We start from the raw sequence: 18,386 nt of genomic DNA on the forward strand, positions 1-18,386 counted from the left end.
CAGCTTAGTTTCGCAGCGCAATCGCACAAATCACCACAACATATTGAAATGTGTAGCCGATGATTTGGTAGCGATTGCCAGATAGAGCGTCAACGTAAAATCGATGCAAGTCCACAGCGCCCGGATAGGTTTGTTCACCCACCAGATTCAATGGTTCCCAACCATGAATACGTTCAAATTTATCCCAGGTAAGAGCGCGCTGTGCTATGTCGTCGAGACAATCCACAATTTCGACAGCCGCGTCGCTCCCCAGATCGATCAGACTGGGAACGAAATCGAGCGTCGGATTCGAAGTCAAACTGAACCAATTTTTTTCAACGACTTCAGTTCGGCGATCAGTCGCTGAAAATCTTCGTGGGATGCTGGCCGAACCTTGCCGGCGGCCACGATCTTGAGGTGATAGTAAGGATCAAATCCCTCTGGAAGCCGCAGCGGAGGGACAGGCGCCCCCCGTAAGATGGTTGGCGGACTCTTTGGAGAGGTTTGTGTCGCGGCGGAAGGCTCCGCAGCGAGGTTTTGCTTTTTCATATCGTCGGGGACATGGGCAGCGTGTGAACGAACATTATACGTTGGTCCGCTAAGGCAGGTGCATTCACCGCGCAAGCGGTCGCGCTGCATCAATCCGAAGAATACAAAAAAGCCGTCAGCTCTTTCGAACTGACGGCTTCTTGCTGAATTCTGGTTGCGGGGACAGGATTTGAACCTGTGACCTTCGGGTTATGAGCCCGACGAGCTGCCAGACTGCTCCACCCCGCGTCTGTGCAATCATTATAGGGGTTCGCGTGGATTTAGGCAATATTAATCCACCCCGGATGTGCGATTGCAGCATCCAATCTACGGCGCTGCGGCCCTTTTACCGTCTTCCCATTGCGGCGCGCCCGCCCCAATCGGTGTAAAGTAAGCGAAATACCATTCTTCCGGCTACCTATGAAATTTTGTTCCGAGTGCGCCCATCCGGTGGCACTGGCTATCCCCGAGGGCGACAACCGGCCCCGCTACGTCTGTGCCCAGTGCGACGCGATCCACTATCAAAATCCCAAGCTGGTGATCGGCTCCCTGCCGGTGTGGGAGCAGGACGGCGAAGTGCAGGTGCTGCTGTGCAAGCGCGCGATCGAGCCGCGCTACGGTTACTGGACCTTGCCGGCCGGCTTCATGGAAAACAACGAGACGACCGCCGAGGCCGCCATCCGTGAAACCGAGGAAGAGGCCGGCGCCAACATCGAGCTGGGCCCGCTGTACACCTTGCTCAATGTCGCCCATGTTCATCAGGTGCATCTGTTCTACTTGGCGCGCCTGCGCGACCTCGACTTCGCGCCCGGCATCGAAAGCCTCGAAGTGCAGATGTTCAGCGAGCGCGACATCCCGTGGGATGACCTCGCCTTCCCCACCATCCGCACCACGCTCGAGCTGTTCTTCGCCGATCGCAAGAAAGTGCGCGAAGGCGGCAGCTACGGCTTTCACAGCCACGACATCGTGCGCCCGATGCGCTCGTCAGGCGCGCCCGACTGAGCCATGATCCCCTGGCTCGAATCGAATACGCCGTTTCCCGACGTCTCGAACGCGCTGACGATCGATGCGCCCGGCTTGCTGGCCGCGGGCGCCGACCTGTCGCCGCAGCGCCTGCTGCTGGCCTACCAGCACGGCATCTTCCCGTGGTTTTCTGAAGGCCAGCCGATCCTCTGGTGGAGCACCGATCCGCGCATGGTGCTGCGCACGGACGCCTTCCGCATCAGCGACAGCCTGCGCAAGACCTTGCGCCGCGTCGAGCGTAGCATGGCCGAGGGCGGCCGCTGGCAAGTGCGCTTCGACAGCGCCTTCGAAGAAGTGATGCGCGCCTGCGCCGCCCCGCGCCGCGACGGCCCGGGCACCTGGATCTCGAAAGACATCATCGCCGGCTACACCGGCCTGCACGCGATGGGCCACGCGCATTCGACGGAACTGTGGCTCGATGGCGAACTGGTGGGCGGCGCCTACGGGGTCTGCATCGGCCACATGTTCTACGGCGAATCGATGTTCGCCCGCGTGACCGACGGCTCGAAGGTCGCGCTGGCCTACCTGGTCGCGTTTTTGCGCCGCAACGGGGTGACGATGATCGACTGCCAGCAGGAGACCGGGCACCTGGCCTCGCTCGGCGCGGCGCCGATTCCGCGCGCCGCCTTCCTCGAGCACGTCCGGCGCGCCATCCACGAGCCGGAAATTACCGGCTGGGTTCCGGCGCCACCGTTGGAAGCGGCGCGGTGACAAGTCCAAACTTTCGTTAGAATAGAACCAATCGTAGCGCAACCGTCACTTCGCGAGCTCCGCATGACGCACTTGAACGACCTGCCCTTCTCGACGCTGCAGTTCTACACTACGGCGCCCTACCCGTGCAGCTATCTCGATGCGCGCCAGGCGCGCTCCCAGGTGGCCACGCCGTCCCACCTGATCAACGCCGACGTCTATTCCGAACTAGTCAAGAGCGGGTTCCGGCGCAGCGGCATCTTCACCTACCGCCCGTATTGCGATGGCTGCCACGCCTGCATCCCGGTGCGGGTGCGCGCCGCCGAATTCACGCCGAGCCGCGGCCAGCGCCGCGCCGCCAAACGCCACGCTTCTCTGGCGGCGATCGTCGCCAACCTCGGCTTCTCGGACGAGCACTACGCGCTCTACCTGCGCTACCAGAGCACGCGCCACGTCGGCGGCGGCATGGACCAGGACAGCCGCGACCAGTATGCGCAGTTCCTGCTGCAGAGCCGCGTCAACACCCGCCTGGTCGAGTTCCGCGAGCCGGACGGCACCTTGCGCATGGTGTCGATCATCGACGTCCTCTCCGACGGCCTGTCGTCGGTGTACACCTTCTTCGATCCCGACGTGCACGGCGCATCGTTCGGCACCTACAACGTCCTGTGGCAGATCGCCCAGGCCGACGAACTCGGCCTGCCCTACGTGTATCTGGGCTACTGGATCGAACAAAGCCAGAAGATGGCCTACAAGATCAACTTCCGGCCGCTCGAGGCGCGCATCAACGGCGCTTGGGAGCTGCTCGACAAGTAGGTAAAATGAGCGGTCTGCACAACCCCTGCCCGCCATGTCCGATAAACTGCTGTACGCCCTCACCCGCCCCCTGCTGTTCTCGCTCGATCCCGAGGCGGCCCACAACCTGACCCTGCCGGCGCTGAACCGCGCCGCCGCGTTCGGCCTCACGCGCGCGTTCGCGAAGCCGGAAGCCGATCCACGCACCGTCATGGGCATCACCTTTCCCAACCCGGTCGGCCTGGCCGCGGGACTGGACAAGGACGGCGCCTACATCGACGGCCTCGCAGCGCTGGGATTCGGCTCGATGGAAGTGGGCACCGTCACGCCGCGCGCGCAGGCGGGCAATCCGAAGCCGCGCATGTTCCGCCTGCCGCAGGCGAAGGCCATCATCAACCGCATGGGATTCAACAACGGCGGCGTCGACGCTTTTGTGGCCAACGTGCAGGCGTCGAAGTTCTATCAGAACAAGGAAGGCGTGCTGGGCCTGAACATCGGCAAGAACGCCGACACGCCGATCGAGCGCGCCGCCGAGGACTACCTGCACTGCCTGCAGAAGGTGTATCCGTACGCGAGCTACGTCACGGTGAACATCTCGTCGCCGAACACCAAGAACCTGCGCCAGCTGCAGGGAGCGTCCGAACTCGATGCGCTGCTGTCGCAGCTGAAGGAAGCGCAATCGCGCCTGGCCGACCAGTACAAGCGCTACGTGCCGATCACGCTGAAAATCGCGCCGGACATCGACACCGAGCAGGCCCAGAACATCGCCGGCGCCCTGCTGCGCCACAAGATCGACGGCGTCATTGCCACCAACACCACGCTGTCGCGCACTGCGGTCGAGGGCATGGAGCATGGCGCCGAAGCGGGCGGCCTGTCCGGCGCGCCGGTATTCGAGCTGTCGAACATCGTCATCCGCAAGCTCAAGTCCGAGCTGGGAGACGAGCTGCCGATCATCGGCGTGGGCGGCATCATGAGCGGCGCCGACGCGAAGGCCAAATTCGACGCCGGCGCCTCGCTGGTGCAGCTGTACAGCGGCCTGATTTACGCCGGCCCCGCGCTGGTGCGCGACTGCGCGCGAGCGCTGAAAGGAGCATGATGAAAACTATCCTGCTGGGAACGAGCCCACTGCGCGTGTCGAACGTCTGCCTCGGCACGATGACCTTCGGCGAACAGAATACCGAAGCCGACGCCCACAGTCAGCTCGATTACGCGCTCGAGCGCGGCGTCAACTTCATCGACACCGCCGAGATGTATCCGGTGATGCCGCGCGCCGAGACGCAAGGATCGACCGAGCGCTTCATCGGCTCGTGGCTGAAGAAGACCGGCAAGCGCGGCGACGTGGTGCTGGCGACCAAGGCGGCCGGGCCGAATCCGGCGCTGCACTGGGTTCGCGGCGGTGGCCAGAACTTCGATGCGGCGAACCTGCAGGCCGCCGTCGAAACGAGCCTGCGGCGCCTGCAGACCGACCATATCGACCTGTACCAGCTGCACTGGCCAAGCCGCAACGTGCCGATCTTTGGCGCCACCCAGTTCGATCCAAAAAATGAGCGCAGCAGCGTAGCGATCGAAGACACGCTGGCGGCGCTGGGCAAGCTGGTCGACGCCGGCAAGATCGGTCACATCGGCGTGTCCAACGAGAGTTCGTGGGGCGTATGCGAGTTCACGCGCCAGGCCGAAGCGAAGGGCCTGCCGCGCATCGCGACAATCCAGAACCTGTACAACCTGACGGCGCGCGGTTTCGAGACCAGCCTGCTGGACGAAACCTGCTATCGAGAGAATGTGGGCCTGCTGGCCTACAGCCCGCTGGCGTTCGGCCAGTTGAGCGGCAAGTACATCGACAATCCCAAGGCGCACGGCAGGCTGACGATTTTCCCGCCGACCTGGAGCCCGCGCTACCTGCGGCCGACGGTGCTGGCGGCGGTGAAGGAGTATGCGGAACTGGCGCGTGCGAACGGCATGACGCCGGCGCAGATGGCGCTGGCGTGGTGCTACTCGCGCTGGTTCGTGGCCTCGACCATCATCGGCGCGACCACGCTGGAGCAGCTGAAGGAAAACATCGACGCGGCCGACATCACATTGCCCGCGCACGTGATCGAAGCGATCGACGCAATCCACGCGCGCATCCCGAATCCGGGACAGTGATGAAGTTGGGGTCTGGTCCTGCGGACCTGACCCCGTTTTGGTCGCAGCCGCGCGAGGGATCGCGAACGGTTCAAGATAGGGTCAGGTCCGCAGGACCAGACCCCTGCCTAGACGCTGCTGTCCACAGCCGCGTTCATGGCACGGTCGATCTCCGCCCGCGTCAATTCGGGCGCAAACTGCTCGATGAAGTGATAAGCGTAGGAGCGCAGGTAAGCGCCGCGTCGCACCGCCAAGCGCGTCACATTGGGCGCGAACAGGTGCGACGCCCCGATCGCGCGCAGCCCCTTGTCGCGCCCATGATCGAACGCCATCGACGCCACCAGCCCCACTCCCAGCCCCAGCGACACGTACTGCTTGATGACGTCCGAATCCATCGCCGTCAGCACGATGTCGGGCTTCACGCCCGCATCGACAAACGCCGCATCGATATGCCCGCGGCCGGTGAACCCGACGTCGTAGGTAATCAGCGGGAATCGCCCCAGGTCATCGAGCCGGATCGGCGAATGCGCCAGCAGCGGATGCCCTTCCGGTACGACGATCAGGTGGCTCCAGCGATAGCACGGGAACGACACCAGGTCGGGAAACTGCGACAGGCCCTCGGTCGCGATGCCGAAATCGGCCTTGCCCGACAGGATCCATTCGGCGATGTGATCCGGCGCGCTTTGCTGGAGCGCTATGCGCACCTCAGGAAAATCCGCGCGAAACGACTGCACCACCTTCGGCAGCGCGTAGCGCGCCTGCGTGTGCGTCGCCGCGATGGTCAAGGTGCCGCTCTTCTGCCCCGCATACTCGGCGCTCGCGTGCTGCAGATTCTCCGCTTCCACCAGAAGCCGGTCGACGATCTTCAGGATGCCCTTGCCGGGATCGGTCAGCCCGGTCAGGCGCTTGCCGTTGCGCTCGAAGATCACGACGCCGAGTTCATCTTCCAGCTCACGTATCTGCCGGCTCACGCCTGGCTGCGACGTGAACAGCGCGTTCGCCACCTCGGTCAGGTTGTAGTTGCGGCGCGCCGCTTCCCGGATCGAACGCAGCTGCTGGAAGTTCATATCGCCGCCCCCTGGTCGACAAACACCTGCATGCGGCGCGGCCGCACCACCAGCGTTTCGCCGTCCTTCAGCGCCAGTTCGCGGAAGCGGTCGTTCGGAATCGTCGCCTCGATCAGCTCCGCGTTGTCGGAGCGCTCCAGGTCGAGCTGGGCCAGCGGCCCGATCGCGTGGAAGCGGCGCAGCTTGACGACGATGCCTTCGGCGCCAGGCGCATAGCGGTCGATCTCGAGGTCGTGCGGCCGCACGTAGGCAATGCCATTGCCGTTCTGTACAGCCGCATGGTCCGGCACATCGAAACTGGCGTCGCCGCTGGCCAGCACGCCTTCGTGCACGCGCCCGTGGAACAGGTTGACGTTGCCGAGGAAGCCGTACACGAACGGCGACGCCGGGTGGTTGTACACCGAGTCCGGCGTGCCGAGCTGCTCGACCCGTCCCTTGTTCATCAGGACCACTTGGTCGGCCACTTCGAGCGCCTCTTCCTGGTCGTGGGTGACGAAGATGCTGGTCACGTGCAGGTCGTCGTGCAGGCGCCGCAGCCAGCGCCGCAGCTCCTTGCGCACCTTGGCGTCGAGCGCGCCGAACGGCTCGTCGAGCAGCAGCACGCGCGGCTCGACCGCCAGCGCGCGCGCCAGCGCGATGCGCTGCCGCTGACCGCCCGACAGCTGCGGCGGATAGCGGTCGGCCAGCCAGTCCAGTTGCACCAGTTCGAGCAGCTGGCGTACCTTGTCGCGGATCGCCTGCTCGGACGGGCGATCCTTGCGCGGCCGCACGCGCAAGCCGAAAGCGACGTTCTCGAACACGGTCATGTGCTTGAAGAGCGCGTAATGCTGGAACACGAAGCCGACCTGGCGCTCGCGCACGTGGCGGGCCGACGCATCCTGCCCGTCCAGCAGCACCTTGCCCGAATCCGGATGCTCGAGGCCGGCGATGATGCGCAGCAGCGTGGTCTTGCCGCAGCCCGATGGCCCCAGCAGCGCGGTCAGTTCGCCGGCGGGGAATTGCAGCGACACGTCGTCGAGCGCGGTGAACTGGCCGAACTGCTTGCGGATATGTTGGACTTCGATGGTCATGCTGTGTGCTCCAGAATGCGCGCGTCGGCTTCGACGGAGTGTTGTTGATGCAGCCGCCATTCGATGATGGACTTGAGCGCCAGGGTCACCAGCGCCAGCAAGGCGAGCAGCGAGGCGATTGCGAAGGCGGCCGCGAAGTTATATTCGTTGTAGAGGATCTCGACCTGCAGCGGCATGGTGTTGGTCTCGCCGCGGATGTGGCCCGACACCACCGACACCGCGCCGAACTCGCCCATCGCGCGGGCGTTACACAGGATCACGCCGTACAGCAGGCCCCATTTGATGTTCGGCAGCGTCACGCGGCGGAAGGTGCTCCAGCCCGAGGCGCCCAGCACCAGCGCGGCCTCTTCTTCCTCGGTGCCCTGCGACTGCATCAGCGGGATCAGCTCGCGCGCGACGAACGGGAAGGTGATGAACACGGTCGCCAGCACGATGCCCGGCACCGCAAACAGGATCTTGATGTCGTGCGCCTGCAGCCACGGCCCGAACCAGCCCTGGGCGCCGAACAGCAGCACGTAGATCAGGCCGGAGATCACCGGCGACACCGAGAACGGCAGGTCGATCAGCGTGAGCAGGATGCTCTTGCCGCGGAATTCGAACTTGGCGATGGCCCACGAGGCGGCGACGCCGAACACGAGGTTCAGCGGCACCGCCACGATGGCGGCGATCAGCGTCAGCTTGATGGCCGACACCGCATCCGGATCGGTGATCGCGGCCAGGTAGGCCTGCCAGCCCTTCTTGAAGGCCTCGGCGAACACCGCCACCAGCGGCACGAACAGGAACAGGGTCAGGAAGCCCAGCGCCACCGTCAGCAGCGCGATGCGCACCCAGGGCGGCTCGAACACATTGGACGTGGAAGGCAGCTCGCCGCGGCGCGGCGCCGTGGCGGGAATCGGAGTATCGAGAACTGCGCTCATTTTTTGCCCGCCCGGTTGCGCGACCATGCCTGCAGCAGGTTAATCGCCAGCAGCATCAGGAAGGACGCGAGCAGCATCACCACCGCGATCGCAGTGGCGCCGGCGTAGTCGTACTGTTCCAGCTTGGTGATGATGAACAGCGGCGTGATCTCGGACACCATCGGCATGTTCCCGGCGATGAAGATGACCGAGCCGTATTCGCCGGTGGCGCGCGCGAAGGCCAGCGCGAAGCCGGTCAGCAGCGCCGGCATGATGGTCGGGAAAACCACGCGCAGGAAGATCTGCAGCGAGCTCGCGCCCAGGCTGGCGGCCGCTTCTTCCAGTTCGCGCTCGGCCTCTTCCAGCACTGGCTGCACCGTGCGCACCACGAACGGCAGGCCGATGAAGGTGAGCGCGACGACCACGCCGACCGGGGTGAATGCGACCTTCAGGCCGAGCGGCTCGAGGTAGCGGCCGATCCAGCCGTTCTGCGAATACAGCGCGGTCAGGGTGATGCCGGCGACCGCGGTGGGCAGCGCGAACGGCAGGTCCACCAGCGCATCGACGAAGCGCTTGCCGGGGAATTTATAGCGCACCAGCACCCAGGCGACCACGCCGCCGAACACCACGTTGATCGCGGCGGCGATCAGCGAGGCGCCGAAACTGAGCTTGTACGAGGCGACCACGCGCTCGGACGTGACGGCGTGCCAGAACGCTTCCCAGGTCATGGTGAAGGTCTTGACGAACACCGCCGACAGCGGGATCAGGACGATCAGGCACAGGTAGAACACGGTGAAGCCGAGCGATAGCCCGAAGCCGGGCATGACCCGGAACGGTGCGGCGCGCGGCGCGGGAAGGGAGATTGCGGGCATGCGGTCCTCTTATTACGGATTCTTCTATCAGAACTCGATAATCGCACCTGAAACTCATAACGCAAACGAAGCATTTCTCATTTGCATAGATCAATCTGCTATTAGGCGATCAATAGATCAGCTTGGCGGCCACCGCAGTCAGGGTCGCGGCGAGGACGCCGCGCAAGAAGCGCTCCGGGATGGCGCGCGCCGCCCAGGAGCCCAGCGTGATGCCCGGCAGCGAGCCGAGCAGCAGCGTGCCGAGCAGGGTCCAGTCGATCGAGCCCAGCCACCAGTGGCCGAAGGCGGCGATCGCGGTCAGCGGCACGGCGTAGGCGATGTCGGTGCCGGCCACTTCGGCCGAGCTCATGCGCGGATACAGCATCACCAGCAAGGTCGCACCGATGGCGCCGGCGCCGATCGAGGAGATGGTGACGAGCGTGCCGAGCAAGGCGCCGGCGCCAATCGTGGCGGCCACCAGCGCGCGGCCGTGCAGCTGGCGGCCCGGCCTGGCGTTAATCCACGCGAGCATGTTGGACTTGAACAGCAGCGCGGTGACGGTCAGCAGCACCGAGCCGGCGATGGAGTAGCGGATCACCTGGCCGATTTGCTGGCCGAGGGCGCCGTAGTGTTTCAGCGCCAGGGTGGCGGCGATGGCCGCGGGCAGCGCGCCGGCGCACAGGCGCCGCACGATGTCCCAGCGCACCGTGCCGCGCAGGCGATGGGTGAAGGTGCCGGCCGATTTGGTGAAGGAAGCGAACGCCAGGTCGGTGCCGACGGCCACCGAGGGCGGCACGCCGAACAGCAGGGTCAGCAGCGGCGTCATCAGCGAGCCTCCGCCCACTCCCGTCATGCCGACCAGCAAGCCGACCGCGAAGCCGGAGATTACATACGTCATTAACATACAGGAGCCCTCATTTAGCTGAAAGGGTAAGCTAACTGAGCGATATGCCAAACGACGGAGATCTTATTTGCTTATGCGTGCGGGATAAGCAGCGGCAGGGGTCTGGTCCTGCGGACCTGTTCCCACTTTGATTCGGAAGATGGGGACAGGTCCGCAGGACCAGTCCCCGCCGCGGCTACTTGCCGGGCTGCGGCGTCATGCGCAGGTAGGGCCGCTCGGCCTTGAAGCCGCCCGGATACTTCTGCTTGATCACTTCCGGATCCTGCACCGACATCGGGATGATCACGTCGTCGCCCTGCTTCCAGTTGCCCGGCGTGGCCACCGTGTACTTGTCGGCGACCTGCAGCGCGTCCACCACGCGCAGCACTTCCTCGAAGTTGCGCCCGCAGCTCATCGGATAGGTGATCATCAGCCGCACCTTTTTCTGTGGATCGATGACGAACAGCGAACGCACGGTCGCCGTGGCGGACGCCTCCGGATGGATCATGTCGTACAGCATCGACACCTTGCGATCGGCGTCGGCGATGATCGGAAAATTGACCACGGTCTTTTGCGTCTGCTCGATGTCGCCGATCCAGCCCTTGTGCGACTCCACCGGATCGACCGACAGCGCCAGCGCCTTGACGTTGCGCTTGTCGAACTCCGGCTTCAGCTTGGCCGTCAGGCCCAACTCGGTGGTGCAGACCGGCGTGTAGTCGGCCGGATGGGAAAACAGCACAACCCACGAGTCCCCTGCCCACTCGTGGAATTTGATCTTGCCAGTCGAAGAATCCTGCTCGAAATCGGGTGCGGTGTCGCCCAAGCGTAAAGTCATGGTGGTCTCCAGAGGTGAATAAATCAGGCCAGTGCCGGATGATGATTGTGCGCCCGCTCGTACAATAATTGCAATGCCTCCCGTCCAAATTGCCAGTATCCCAGGCGCGACTCGGCGTTGATGTGGCCGCGCGCGCCGGCATCGATCAGCAGGCTGCCCCAGCGGCCGGCCCAGCGCGCGGCGTCCTCTGCGCGCATCCAGGGATCGTTGCGGCTGCTCACCAGCACGGTGGCGCACGCCAGCGGCTGCCGCGGCAACAGCAGCGCCAAGCCGAACTTTTCCGGGTCGGCCGGAGCCACCAGCAGGGCGCCGGCGACGTTGGCAGGATGGCGGGCAATGCTGTAGATCGACGCCAGGCAGCCGAAGCTGTGCGCGATGAACAGCGCGGGACGCGGATCGCGGGCGCGCACCTGGTCCACCCGCGCCGCCCATGCCCGCAGGTCCGGTGTTTCCCAGTCGTCTTGATGCACGCGATCGAACTCCGGGTGGCGGTCCTGCCACAGCGTCTGCCAGTGTCCCGGCCCGCTGTCGTGCAGTCCGGGGACAAGAATGACTTGAAATTCGGGATAAAGATGCTGCGCCATAGGGCCTCCTCGACTGCGAGGTTACGGCGCGCTCGGGCAAAACAGAAGGAATCGTTTGGCGCTAGCTTATGCGCGCGCCGAATATGTCAGTAGAAGCGGTTGAACAGCACGACCACCCACGCCGCCACCGCGATCAGGATCGCCAGCGCCACCGCGGTGCTGCCCATGTCCTTGGCGTTTTTCGACAGCGGATGCGGGTCGAGCGAGATGCGGTCGACCACGGACTCGATCGCTGAATTGATCAGCTCGACGATCAGCACGAACACCATCAGCGCGACCAACATCAGTTTTTCGAAGGCGGAGATGCGCAGGCTGAGCGCCGCGATGGTGCCGATGAACACCACCACCAGTTCCTGCCGGAACGCCGCCTCATAGCGCCACGCGGCCTTGAAACCGTCCACGGAATAACTGAACGCCGAGAAGATACGCTTGAGGCCGCTTTTGCTTTTGAACTGGCTGACTGGTTGGGTCATGGGAGGCGATGAAATAGTGACGATGCGCCATTATGCGCCGGCGCACGCAATCCGGCGACAAGGCGTAGGAAGATTGCCAAGCATTTTCACATTATGGTATAAAGTATTCACCCGATACCGCACTGCACCAACCACATCATGAAAATTGAACCGACCGAAACCGCGAAGACCTCGATTCAAGTCATTGAGCGCATGGTCGCCCTGCTCGACGCGCTGGCGACTTACAGCGACCCGGTCAGCCTGAAGGAATTGTCGAAAGTATCCGGCCTCCACCCTTCGACGGCGCACCGGATTTTGAACGACATGGTGATCACCCGCTTCGTCGACCGCGTGGAACCCGGCACCTACCGGCTCGGCATGCGGCTGCTGGAATTGGGCAATGTGGTCAAGAGCCGGCTGTCGGTGCGCGAGGCTGCGCTCGATTTCATGCGTGCACTGCACAAGAAGACCCAGCAGACCATCAACCTGTCGGTGCGCCAGGGCGACGAGATCGTCTACATCGACCGCGCCTTCTCCGAGCGTTCGGGGATGCAGGTGGTGCGCGCGATTGGCGGGCGCGGTCCGCTGCACCTGACGTCCACCGGCAAGCTGTTCCTGTCCGTGGACGATCCGAAGGCGATCCGCTCCTACGCCACCCGCACCGGGCTGGCCGGGCACAACAAGAATTCGATCACCGACCTGGCCAGGCTCGAACGCGAACTGAGCCTGGTGCGCGCGCGCGGCTATGCGCGCGACAACGAAGAACTGGAGCTGGGGGTGCGCTGCATGGCGGCCGGCATCCACGACGACTCCGGCAAGCTGATCGCTGGCCTGTCGATTTCGGCGCCGGCCGACCGCTTGCAGGAAGAGTGGCTGGACGATCTGGTGCAGACGGCCAACAGCATTTCGGCGACCTTGGGCTATTCACCCGCGCCGTAAGCGCGTCGTTCCTGCGCAGGCAGGAACCTATGCTGAAGCTGCGCATAGGCGGCATGGGTTCCTGCCTGCGCAGGAACGACAGCAAAATCTATCTGAACTTATTTAAAACGGTCCGGTCTGACAACAAGTCAGCCGATCCCTGGCGGCTTGAGCGCTTCGAGCCATTTGCGCATGCGTCCCGCGTCCGCGGTGCGCGACAGCTTGCCCTTGGAATCGAGGAACACCATGATCACGGCGCGTCCCTGGATCATGGCCTGCATCACCAGGCAGCGCCCTGCTTCGTTGATGAAGCCGGTTTTCTGCAGGCCGATATCCCAGTCGGGATTGGCCACGAGACGATTGGTGTTGGAGTAGTGCATGATCCGGCCGCCGGCGTCGACTTCGGCGTTGGTGTCGGTCGAGTATTCACGCAGTAGAGGTTCCTGGTGCGCCACGATCGCCAGCTTGGCGAGGTCGCGGGCGCTGGCCACGTTACGACTGGACAATCCGCTTGAATCGACATAATGGGTATCGTTCATGCCAAGCTGTTTCGCTTTCGCGTTCATCGCCGCCACGAAAGCGCTGATGCCGCCCGGATAATTGCGTCCCAGGGCGGATGCGGCGCGGTTCTCCGAGCTCATCAGCGCGATGTGCAGCAGGTCGCCGCGCGTCATGCGCGAGCCGACGGCCAGGCGCGAATGGGTGTGCTTTTCGTGGTCGATGTCCTCTTCGGTAATCGACAGCATTTCGTTCATGTCCTGCTGGGCCTGGACCACGATCAGGCCGGTCATCAGCTTGGTGATCGAAGCGATCGGCAAGGCGACGTTGGCGTTCTTCTCGAACAGCACTTCCGAACTGGTCTGGTCGAGCACCAGCGCCACGTTCGACGCCAGCGCAAGCGGATCGCGCGTCAGGTTCAGGCCGGCGACGTCGCCTGCGCTGCGCGCTGCCGGCGCCAGGATCACATTGGCGCTGCGCACCGGGCGGAAGGTCACGACCCGCCTGCCGCGCACCACCGACACGTGGCGCACCGTGCGCGTGCGGATCGTCACTTCGGTGGCGTCCTTGCGCGCTTTCTTGATCACGTGCTTCTTCGCCGACGCGTGGGAGCGCCCGGCCGCTTGGGCCTCGGAAACGGGCGACAGGACAAACAGCAGCGAAACGAGGGCGCCCAGCGCGAGCTTAAACATCTGTAAATCCTTTGAGGCGAACTGAAGATTATCTCGTTGCAGTGTAGCAAATCACTCGTCGATGGCAAGCGAATTTAACCTTCAAAGCAATTACTTATGCATTGGCGCAACGCCACGATGAGGGGGCAGCGCGTCTATACAGTGTACGCCTTTAGTCGAGAAACCGTACAAATTCGCCAACAGGAACGCGCTCCGTGATCAAGGAATTTTCAATTTTTTCCGGGTCGGCGTAACCGAGCGCCATGCCGCACACGACCGTCTCGTTCTCAGGCAGCCCCAGCTGCTCGGAAATGATGCGGTGAAACTGCGTGAAGGCCGCCTGCGGGCAGGTATCGAGCCCGCGTCCCCGCGCGGCGACCATGATGTTTTGTAGGAACATGCCGTAGTCCAACCAGGAGCCCTGTTCGAGCACGCGGTCGATGGTGAAGATCAGGCCGACTGGCGCGTCGAAGAAGCGGTAATTGCGGCCGTGCTGGGCCGCCATGCCGGCCTTGTCCTCGCGCGTGAGGCCCAGCAGCGCGTACAAGTCCCAGCCGACCTTGCGGCGCCGCTCGATGAACGGCGACACCCACTGGCGCGGGTAGTAGGCGTATTCCTCGGTGTGCGCGCTGGCCGCTTCCTTGTCGTGGTACACCTTGAGGATGGCGTCGGACAGGCGCTCCTTCGCCGCGCCGGTCAGCACCGTGACTCGCCAAGGCTGGATGTTGGTGCCGGACGGCGCCCGTGCGCTGACGCCGAGGATCGCTTCGATGTCTTCGCGCGCGACCGGCGTGGGCAGAAACGCGCGGATCGAGCGGCGCGAGGCGATTGCGTCGTCCACCATTTGTTGTTGTTCGGTCGAAATCATCGGCTCCCCTATTTTTGTAAGTTAAAAGCTGGCGCTGTGTAGGCCCCTAGGACAAGTTCACGCGGCGCCGACCAACCCGGGGACTCGGCGTCCCCGTCGCTCCGGCGGACCTGACCCCAGCCTTTGGTCCGCGGCGCCAGCCCTCCTGCCTTCCAAAAGCTATTTTTTGACGACAAAGACCACGCCCAGCACAGCCACCACCATGCCCACCATGCCCAGCAGGCTGAACGCCTCGCCGAACATGATCCAGGCCATGATGGCGGTGGTCGGCGGCGTCAGGTACAGCAGGCTGGTGACCTGGGTGGCGTCGCTGCGGCGCAGCAGCTTGAACAGCAGGAAGATCGCGCCGATCGACAGCGCGAACACCGACCACAGCAAGGCGCCGATGAAGCGCGGCGTCCATGCCACCGAACTGAACTGCAAATCGAAGCCTTCGAGCCAGATCGCCGCCGGCAGCAGCGCCAGCACGGTCGCGCCGAACTGGATCACCGTGCCGGTGCGCAAATCGAAGCGCGGGCAGAACCGCTTCTGGTACATGGTGCCGACCGTGATCGACAGCAGCGCCAGCAGGCACAGCACGATGGCCGCCGCCGACAGGCCGATCAGCGATATTTTAGCAGCGACCACCAGCGCTACGCCGGTGAAGCCGAACAGGAAGCCGAGCCACTGGCGCGCGCGCACTTTCTCGCCGATCAGGGGCGCCGCGGCGGCCGTCAGGATGGGCTGCATGCCGACGATCAGCGCCGACAGGCCGGCCGGCATGCCCAGCTTGATCGCGCACCAGACGCCCGACAGGTAGCCGGCCTGCAGCAGCAAGCCGGCCACGGCGATGTGGCCGAGCGCTGCCCGCTCCGGCCACGGCGCCTTCCAGACCAGCACGCAGGGAACCAGGACCAGCAGCACCGAGGCGCAGCGCAGGATCAGGAAGGTCAGCGGCGGCGCGTACGGCAGGCCGAACTTGGCGACGATGAAACCGCTGCTCCACAGCAAAACAAAGAAGATGGGAATCGGGGACAGCCAGGGCGCACCCTGGCGCGCCGCAGCATGGAGGGAAGTGTCGGGCATGAATCAGTTGCGCATTCGAGACATGGGTTACAGCCGATGCGCCGGACCGGCAGGCAGGAAAGCGCGATGCTGTCAGCATAGCATGCGCACGAAAATGGCGTTTCCCCTCGCAAATTGCCGCAATTCATTGCACGTTTATGCCTGTCGCATAGGAGATTTAACTATTGCCAAACGATAATAAAATTTTAATTTGTGCATCGCACCAAAAATGCTTGACGCGGAGTTAAAACTCAGTAAAATAGGATTTGTTGCGGCGCACAATACACTGTCCCGCCAGAGCTTACCGGTTCACCTGCTTCACCGATCACAGCAACATTCGCTAACGCCATTCAACACACCCTGGAGAATCACATGTTTGCAATCCCTGAGCAGTTTTCGAACGCCACCAAAGCCAACTTCGAAGCGCAGTTCGCGATCTTCTCGTCGCTGACCGCCAAAGCCTTCGAAGGCATGGAAAAGCTGGTGGACCTGAACATCACCGCCGCCAAGGCATCGCTGGAAGAGTCGTCGATCGCGACGCGCCAGCTGCTGTCGGCCAAGGATCCACAAGAATTCTTCTCGCTGTCCGCAGCGCAAGCCCAGCCGACTGCCGAGAAAGCCATTTCGTACAGCCGCCAGCTGGCCTCGATCGCCGCCGGCACCCAAGCCGAGTTCACCAAGGCCGCCGAAACCCAGATCGCCGAGACCAACCGCAAGGTCATCTCGCTGGTTGACGAAGTGAGCAAGAACGCCCCGGCCGGTTCGGAGAACGTTGTTGCCGCATTCAAGGCCACCCTGGGCAACGCCAACGCCGGCTACGAGCAGTTCACCAAGACCACCAAGCAAGCGGTCGAGGCGATCGAGTCGAACATGAGCGCCGCTGTCAGCCAGTTCACCCAGGCTGCCGCCAAAGTGGCGCCGAAGGCTGCTGCCGCTGCTGCCGCCGGCATGAAGAAGTAAGAGCAACACCGGGGTCTGACTGGGACGCTTAGTCCCGCGGGTCAGCCCCCAACAAAAAATGCCCCGACTCGTCGGGGCATTTTTCATTGGCGGCGGCGACCAAAAATGGGGTCAGGTCCGCAGGACCAGACCCCGCCGTTCCGTTATTCGCCAAGGTAGGCGGCCTGCACGCGCGGGTCGTGCAGCATGTCGGCCGCATTGCCGGTCATGATGATGGCGCCCGAATCCATCACGTAGCCGCGGTGCGACGCCTCCAGCGCCAGCCGCGCGTTCTGCTCGACCAGCAGGATCGTGATGCCCTGCTTCGAGACGTCGCGGATCACTTCGAAGATCTTCTCGACCATGATCGGCGACAGGCCCATCGACGGCTCGTCGAGCAGCAGCAGGTCCGGGTGGCTCATCAGCGCGCGCGCCATCGCCAGCATCTGCTGCTCGCCGCCCGACAGGGTGCCGGCCAACTGTGCCGCCCGTTCCTTCAGGCGCGGAAACACCGCGAACCATTTCTCGATGTCGGCGTCGATCCCGGCCTTGTCGTTGCGCGTGTAGGCGCCCATCAGCAGGTTTTCCTGGATCGTCATGCGGGTGAACACGCCCCGCCCTTCCGGCACCATCGCCAGTTTCTTCTCGACCAGCTGGTGCGAGTGCACGCCCTTGAGCGGCTGGCCCATGTAGCTGACCACGCCTTCGACGCTGCATGGCGGCAAGGTGCCGGTGATCGCTTTGAGCGTGGTGGTCTTGCCGGCGCCGTTCGCGCCGATCAGCGTGACCAACTCGCCCTTGTTTACTTCCAGGTCGATGCCCTTGACCGCCTTGATGCCGCCGTACGCGACCTTCAGCCCCGCTACTTTTAGGATGTTGTCGCTCATTTATGCGCGCCTCCGAGATAGGCTTCGATCACAGCCGGATTCTTTTGTATGTCGGCTGGTAAGCCTTCGGCAATCGGTTTGCCGTATTCGAGCACGGTGATGCGGTCGCACAGGCCCATCATCAGCTTGACGTCGTGCTCGATCAGCAGCACGGTCTTGCCTTCGGCCTTGATCTTCACCAGCAGCTCGCGCAGCGCCAGCTTTTCGGTCGCGTTCATGCCGGCGGCCGGCTCGTCCAGCGCCAGCAGCTGCGGGTCGGTCGCCAGCGCGCGCGCGATTTCCAGGCGGCGCTGGTCGCCGTAGGACAGGAATTTCGAGGTGCGGTTGGCAAACTGGCCGATGCCGACAAAGTCCAGCAGCTCCTGCGCGCGGGCGCGGATCTGCGCCTCCTCGACGCGCGCCGCCTTGTGACGGAACACGGCGCCGAACACGCCCTGGTGCGAGCGCACGTGGCGCCCGACCATGACGTTTTCCAGCGCCGTCATCTCGCCAAACAGGCGGATGTTCTGAAAAGTGCGGGCGATGCCGGCCTTGGCCACTTCGTGCGGCGCGGACGGCGAATACGGCTTGCCGGCCAGTTCGAAGGTGCCGGTGTCGGGCTGGTACAGGCCGGTGATGACGTTGAAGAAGGTGGTCTTGCCGGCGCCGTTCGGGCCTATCAAGCCGTAGATCTGGCCCTTGGTGATCTTGATGCCGACGTCGGTCAGCGCCTGCAGGCCGCCGAAGCGCTTGTTCACGCCGGCGATGTTGAGAATGATCTGTTCGCTCATGTGGTAATCCTCGCGTCCGG

The 18,386-nt window shown here is 63.8% G+C and carries 22 protein-coding genes and 1 tRNA gene; 7 read left to right on the forward strand and 16 right to left on the reverse strand.

What is annotated here, in order from left to right; genetic code table 11:
• Positions 1 to 4 precede the first annotated feature (4 nt).
• From Q4S45_RS15185 to Q4S45_RS15195, 3 genes are all read right to left on the reverse strand, one after another.
• A complete protein-coding gene (locus Q4S45_RS15185; protein WP_305505619.1) occupies positions 5 to 298 on the reverse strand; it encodes a hypothetical protein in 294 nt (97 codons plus the stop codon).
• Positions 295 to 528 (reverse strand): hypothetical protein, encoded by a 234-nt coding sequence (locus Q4S45_RS15190; protein WP_305505621.1) that lies wholly within the window; start codon positions 526 to 528, stop codon positions 295 to 297. Before Q4S45_RS15190 ends, Q4S45_RS15185 begins: the two co-directional genes overlap by 4 nt.
• Positions 529 to 679: 151 nt before the next feature.
• Positions 680 to 756 (reverse strand) — tRNA-Met (locus Q4S45_RS15195).
• A gap of 171 nt (positions 757 to 927) precedes the next feature.
• On the opposite strand from Q4S45_RS15195, the gene Q4S45_RS15200 reads away from it, so the two are divergent.
• The 5 genes from Q4S45_RS15200 (at position 928) to Q4S45_RS15220 (ending at position 5,154) form a co-directional block, all read left to right on the forward strand.
• Complete coding sequence (locus Q4S45_RS15200; protein WP_305505623.1) at positions 928 to 1,509, forward strand: NUDIX hydrolase; 582 nt, start codon at positions 928 to 930, stop codon at positions 1,507 to 1,509.
• A 3-nt stretch (positions 1,510 to 1,512) separates the two neighbouring features.
• The gene (gene aat, locus Q4S45_RS15205; RefSeq protein ID WP_305505625.1) at positions 1,513 to 2,241 is read left to right on the forward strand and encodes a leucyl/phenylalanyl-tRNA--protein transferase; all 729 of its coding nucleotides are present in this window, start codon (positions 1,513 to 1,515) and stop codon (positions 2,239 to 2,241) included.
• 63 nt (positions 2,242 to 2,304) lie between these two features.
• Positions 2,305 to 3,033, forward strand: a complete 729-nt coding sequence (locus Q4S45_RS15210) for an arginyltransferase (RefSeq protein ID WP_305505628.1) — start codon at positions 2,305 to 2,307, stop codon at positions 3,031 to 3,033.
• A gap of 34 nt (positions 3,034 to 3,067) precedes the next feature.
• Positions 3,068 to 4,108 carry a quinone-dependent dihydroorotate dehydrogenase gene (locus Q4S45_RS15215; RefSeq protein WP_305505630.1) on the forward strand — a complete coding sequence of 347 codons (1,041 nt, stop codon included), beginning with the start codon at positions 3,068 to 3,070 and terminating at the stop codon, positions 4,106 to 4,108.
• Positions 4,108 to 5,154, forward strand: a complete 1,047-nt coding sequence (locus Q4S45_RS15220; RefSeq protein ID WP_305512115.1) for an aldo/keto reductase — start codon at positions 4,108 to 4,110, stop codon at positions 5,152 to 5,154. The genes Q4S45_RS15215 and Q4S45_RS15220 overlap by 1 nt, the downstream gene beginning before the upstream one ends.
• A 107-nt stretch (positions 5,155 to 5,261) precedes the next feature.
• Here the strand turns inward: Q4S45_RS15220 and Q4S45_RS15225 are convergent, their stop codons facing one another.
• The 8 genes from Q4S45_RS15225 to Q4S45_RS15260 form a co-directional block, all read right to left on the reverse strand.
• Complete coding sequence (locus tag Q4S45_RS15225) at positions 5,262 to 6,200, reverse strand: CysB family HTH-type transcriptional regulator (protein ID WP_305505632.1); 939 nt, start codon at positions 6,198 to 6,200, stop codon at positions 5,262 to 5,264.
• Positions 6,197 to 7,270: a sulfate/molybdate ABC transporter ATP-binding protein gene (locus Q4S45_RS15230; RefSeq protein ID WP_305505634.1), complete on the reverse strand. Its 1,074-nt coding sequence runs from the start codon at positions 7,268 to 7,270 to the stop codon at positions 6,197 to 6,199. The genes Q4S45_RS15225 and Q4S45_RS15230 overlap by 4 nt, the downstream gene beginning before the upstream one ends.
• Entirely contained in the window at positions 7,267 to 8,187 is a 921-nt protein-coding gene (cysW, locus tag Q4S45_RS15235; protein WP_305505636.1) for a sulfate ABC transporter permease subunit CysW, read from the reverse strand. The genes Q4S45_RS15230 and cysW overlap by 4 nt, the downstream gene beginning before the upstream one ends.
• Positions 8,184 to 9,038, reverse strand: a complete 855-nt coding sequence (cysT, locus tag Q4S45_RS15240; RefSeq protein ID WP_305505638.1) for a sulfate ABC transporter permease subunit CysT — start codon at positions 9,036 to 9,038, stop codon at positions 8,184 to 8,186. Before cysT ends, cysW begins: the two co-directional genes overlap by 4 nt.
• Before the next feature lie 109 nt (positions 9,039 to 9,147).
• Positions 9,148 to 9,921 (reverse strand): sulfite exporter TauE/SafE family protein, encoded by a 774-nt coding sequence (locus Q4S45_RS15245; protein ID WP_305505639.1) that lies wholly within the window; start codon positions 9,919 to 9,921, stop codon positions 9,148 to 9,150.
• Positions 9,922 to 10,096: 175 nt separating this feature from the next.
• Complete coding sequence (locus Q4S45_RS15250; protein WP_305505641.1) at positions 10,097 to 10,735, reverse strand: peroxiredoxin; 639 nt, start codon at positions 10,733 to 10,735, stop codon at positions 10,097 to 10,099.
• A 23-nt stretch (positions 10,736 to 10,758) separates the two neighbouring features.
• Complete coding sequence (locus Q4S45_RS15255; protein ID WP_305505643.1) at positions 10,759 to 11,319, reverse strand: alpha/beta hydrolase; 561 nt, start codon at positions 11,317 to 11,319, stop codon at positions 10,759 to 10,761.
• Positions 11,320 to 11,405: 86 nt separating this feature from the next.
• On the reverse strand, positions 11,406 to 11,792 hold the full coding sequence (locus Q4S45_RS15260) for a diacylglycerol kinase (protein WP_305505645.1): 387 nt from the start codon (positions 11,790 to 11,792) through the stop codon (positions 11,406 to 11,408).
• Between the two features lie 138 nt (positions 11,793 to 11,930).
• Between Q4S45_RS15260 and Q4S45_RS15265 the strand changes: the two genes are divergently transcribed.
• Positions 11,931 to 12,710: an IclR family transcriptional regulator gene (locus tag Q4S45_RS15265; RefSeq protein ID WP_305505647.1), complete on the forward strand. Its 780-nt coding sequence runs from the start codon at positions 11,931 to 11,933 to the stop codon at positions 12,708 to 12,710.
• 128 nt (positions 12,711 to 12,838) lie between these two features.
• On the opposite strand, the gene pbpG is transcribed toward Q4S45_RS15265, so the two are convergent.
• The 3 genes from pbpG to Q4S45_RS15280 all read right to left on the reverse strand — a co-directional run bounded on the left by pbpG (position 12,839) and on the right by Q4S45_RS15280 (position 15,791).
• Entirely contained in the window at positions 12,839 to 13,879 is a 1,041-nt protein-coding gene (gene pbpG, locus Q4S45_RS15270) for a D-alanyl-D-alanine endopeptidase (RefSeq protein WP_305505649.1), read from the reverse strand.
• A gap of 151 nt (positions 13,880 to 14,030) precedes the next feature.
• On the reverse strand, positions 14,031 to 14,726 hold the full coding sequence (locus Q4S45_RS15275; RefSeq protein ID WP_305505651.1) for a nitroreductase: 696 nt from the start codon (positions 14,724 to 14,726) through the stop codon (positions 14,031 to 14,033).
• Positions 14,727 to 14,885: 159 nt separating this feature from the next.
• Positions 14,886 to 15,791, reverse strand: coding sequence for a DMT family transporter (locus tag Q4S45_RS15280; RefSeq protein ID WP_305505653.1), 906 nt, complete (start codon positions 15,789 to 15,791; stop codon positions 14,886 to 14,888).
• A 351-nt stretch (positions 15,792 to 16,142) separates the two neighbouring features.
• On the opposite strand from Q4S45_RS15280, the gene Q4S45_RS15285 reads away from it, so the two are divergent.
• Positions 16,143 to 16,730 (forward strand): phasin family protein, encoded by a 588-nt coding sequence (locus Q4S45_RS15285; protein WP_305505655.1) that lies wholly within the window; start codon positions 16,143 to 16,145, stop codon positions 16,728 to 16,730.
• Positions 16,731 to 16,873: 143 nt separating this feature from the next.
• Here Q4S45_RS15285 and Q4S45_RS15290 read toward each other — a convergent pair whose 3' ends face one another.
• Both Q4S45_RS15290 and Q4S45_RS15295 read right to left on the reverse strand, forming a co-directional pair.
• Entirely contained in the window at positions 16,874 to 17,596 is a 723-nt protein-coding gene (locus Q4S45_RS15290; protein WP_305505657.1) for an ABC transporter ATP-binding protein, read from the reverse strand.
• Positions 17,593 to 18,366, reverse strand: coding sequence for an ABC transporter ATP-binding protein (locus Q4S45_RS15295; RefSeq protein ID WP_305505659.1), 774 nt, complete (start codon positions 18,364 to 18,366; stop codon positions 17,593 to 17,595). The genes Q4S45_RS15290 and Q4S45_RS15295 overlap by 4 nt, the downstream gene beginning before the upstream one ends.
• Between the last annotated feature and the right edge of the window lie 20 nt (positions 18,367 to 18,386).

The organism is Massilia sp. R2A-15 (assembly GCF_030704305.1).
Classification (GTDB): Bacteria; Pseudomonadota; Gammaproteobacteria; order Burkholderiales; family Burkholderiaceae_D; genus JAFCUW01.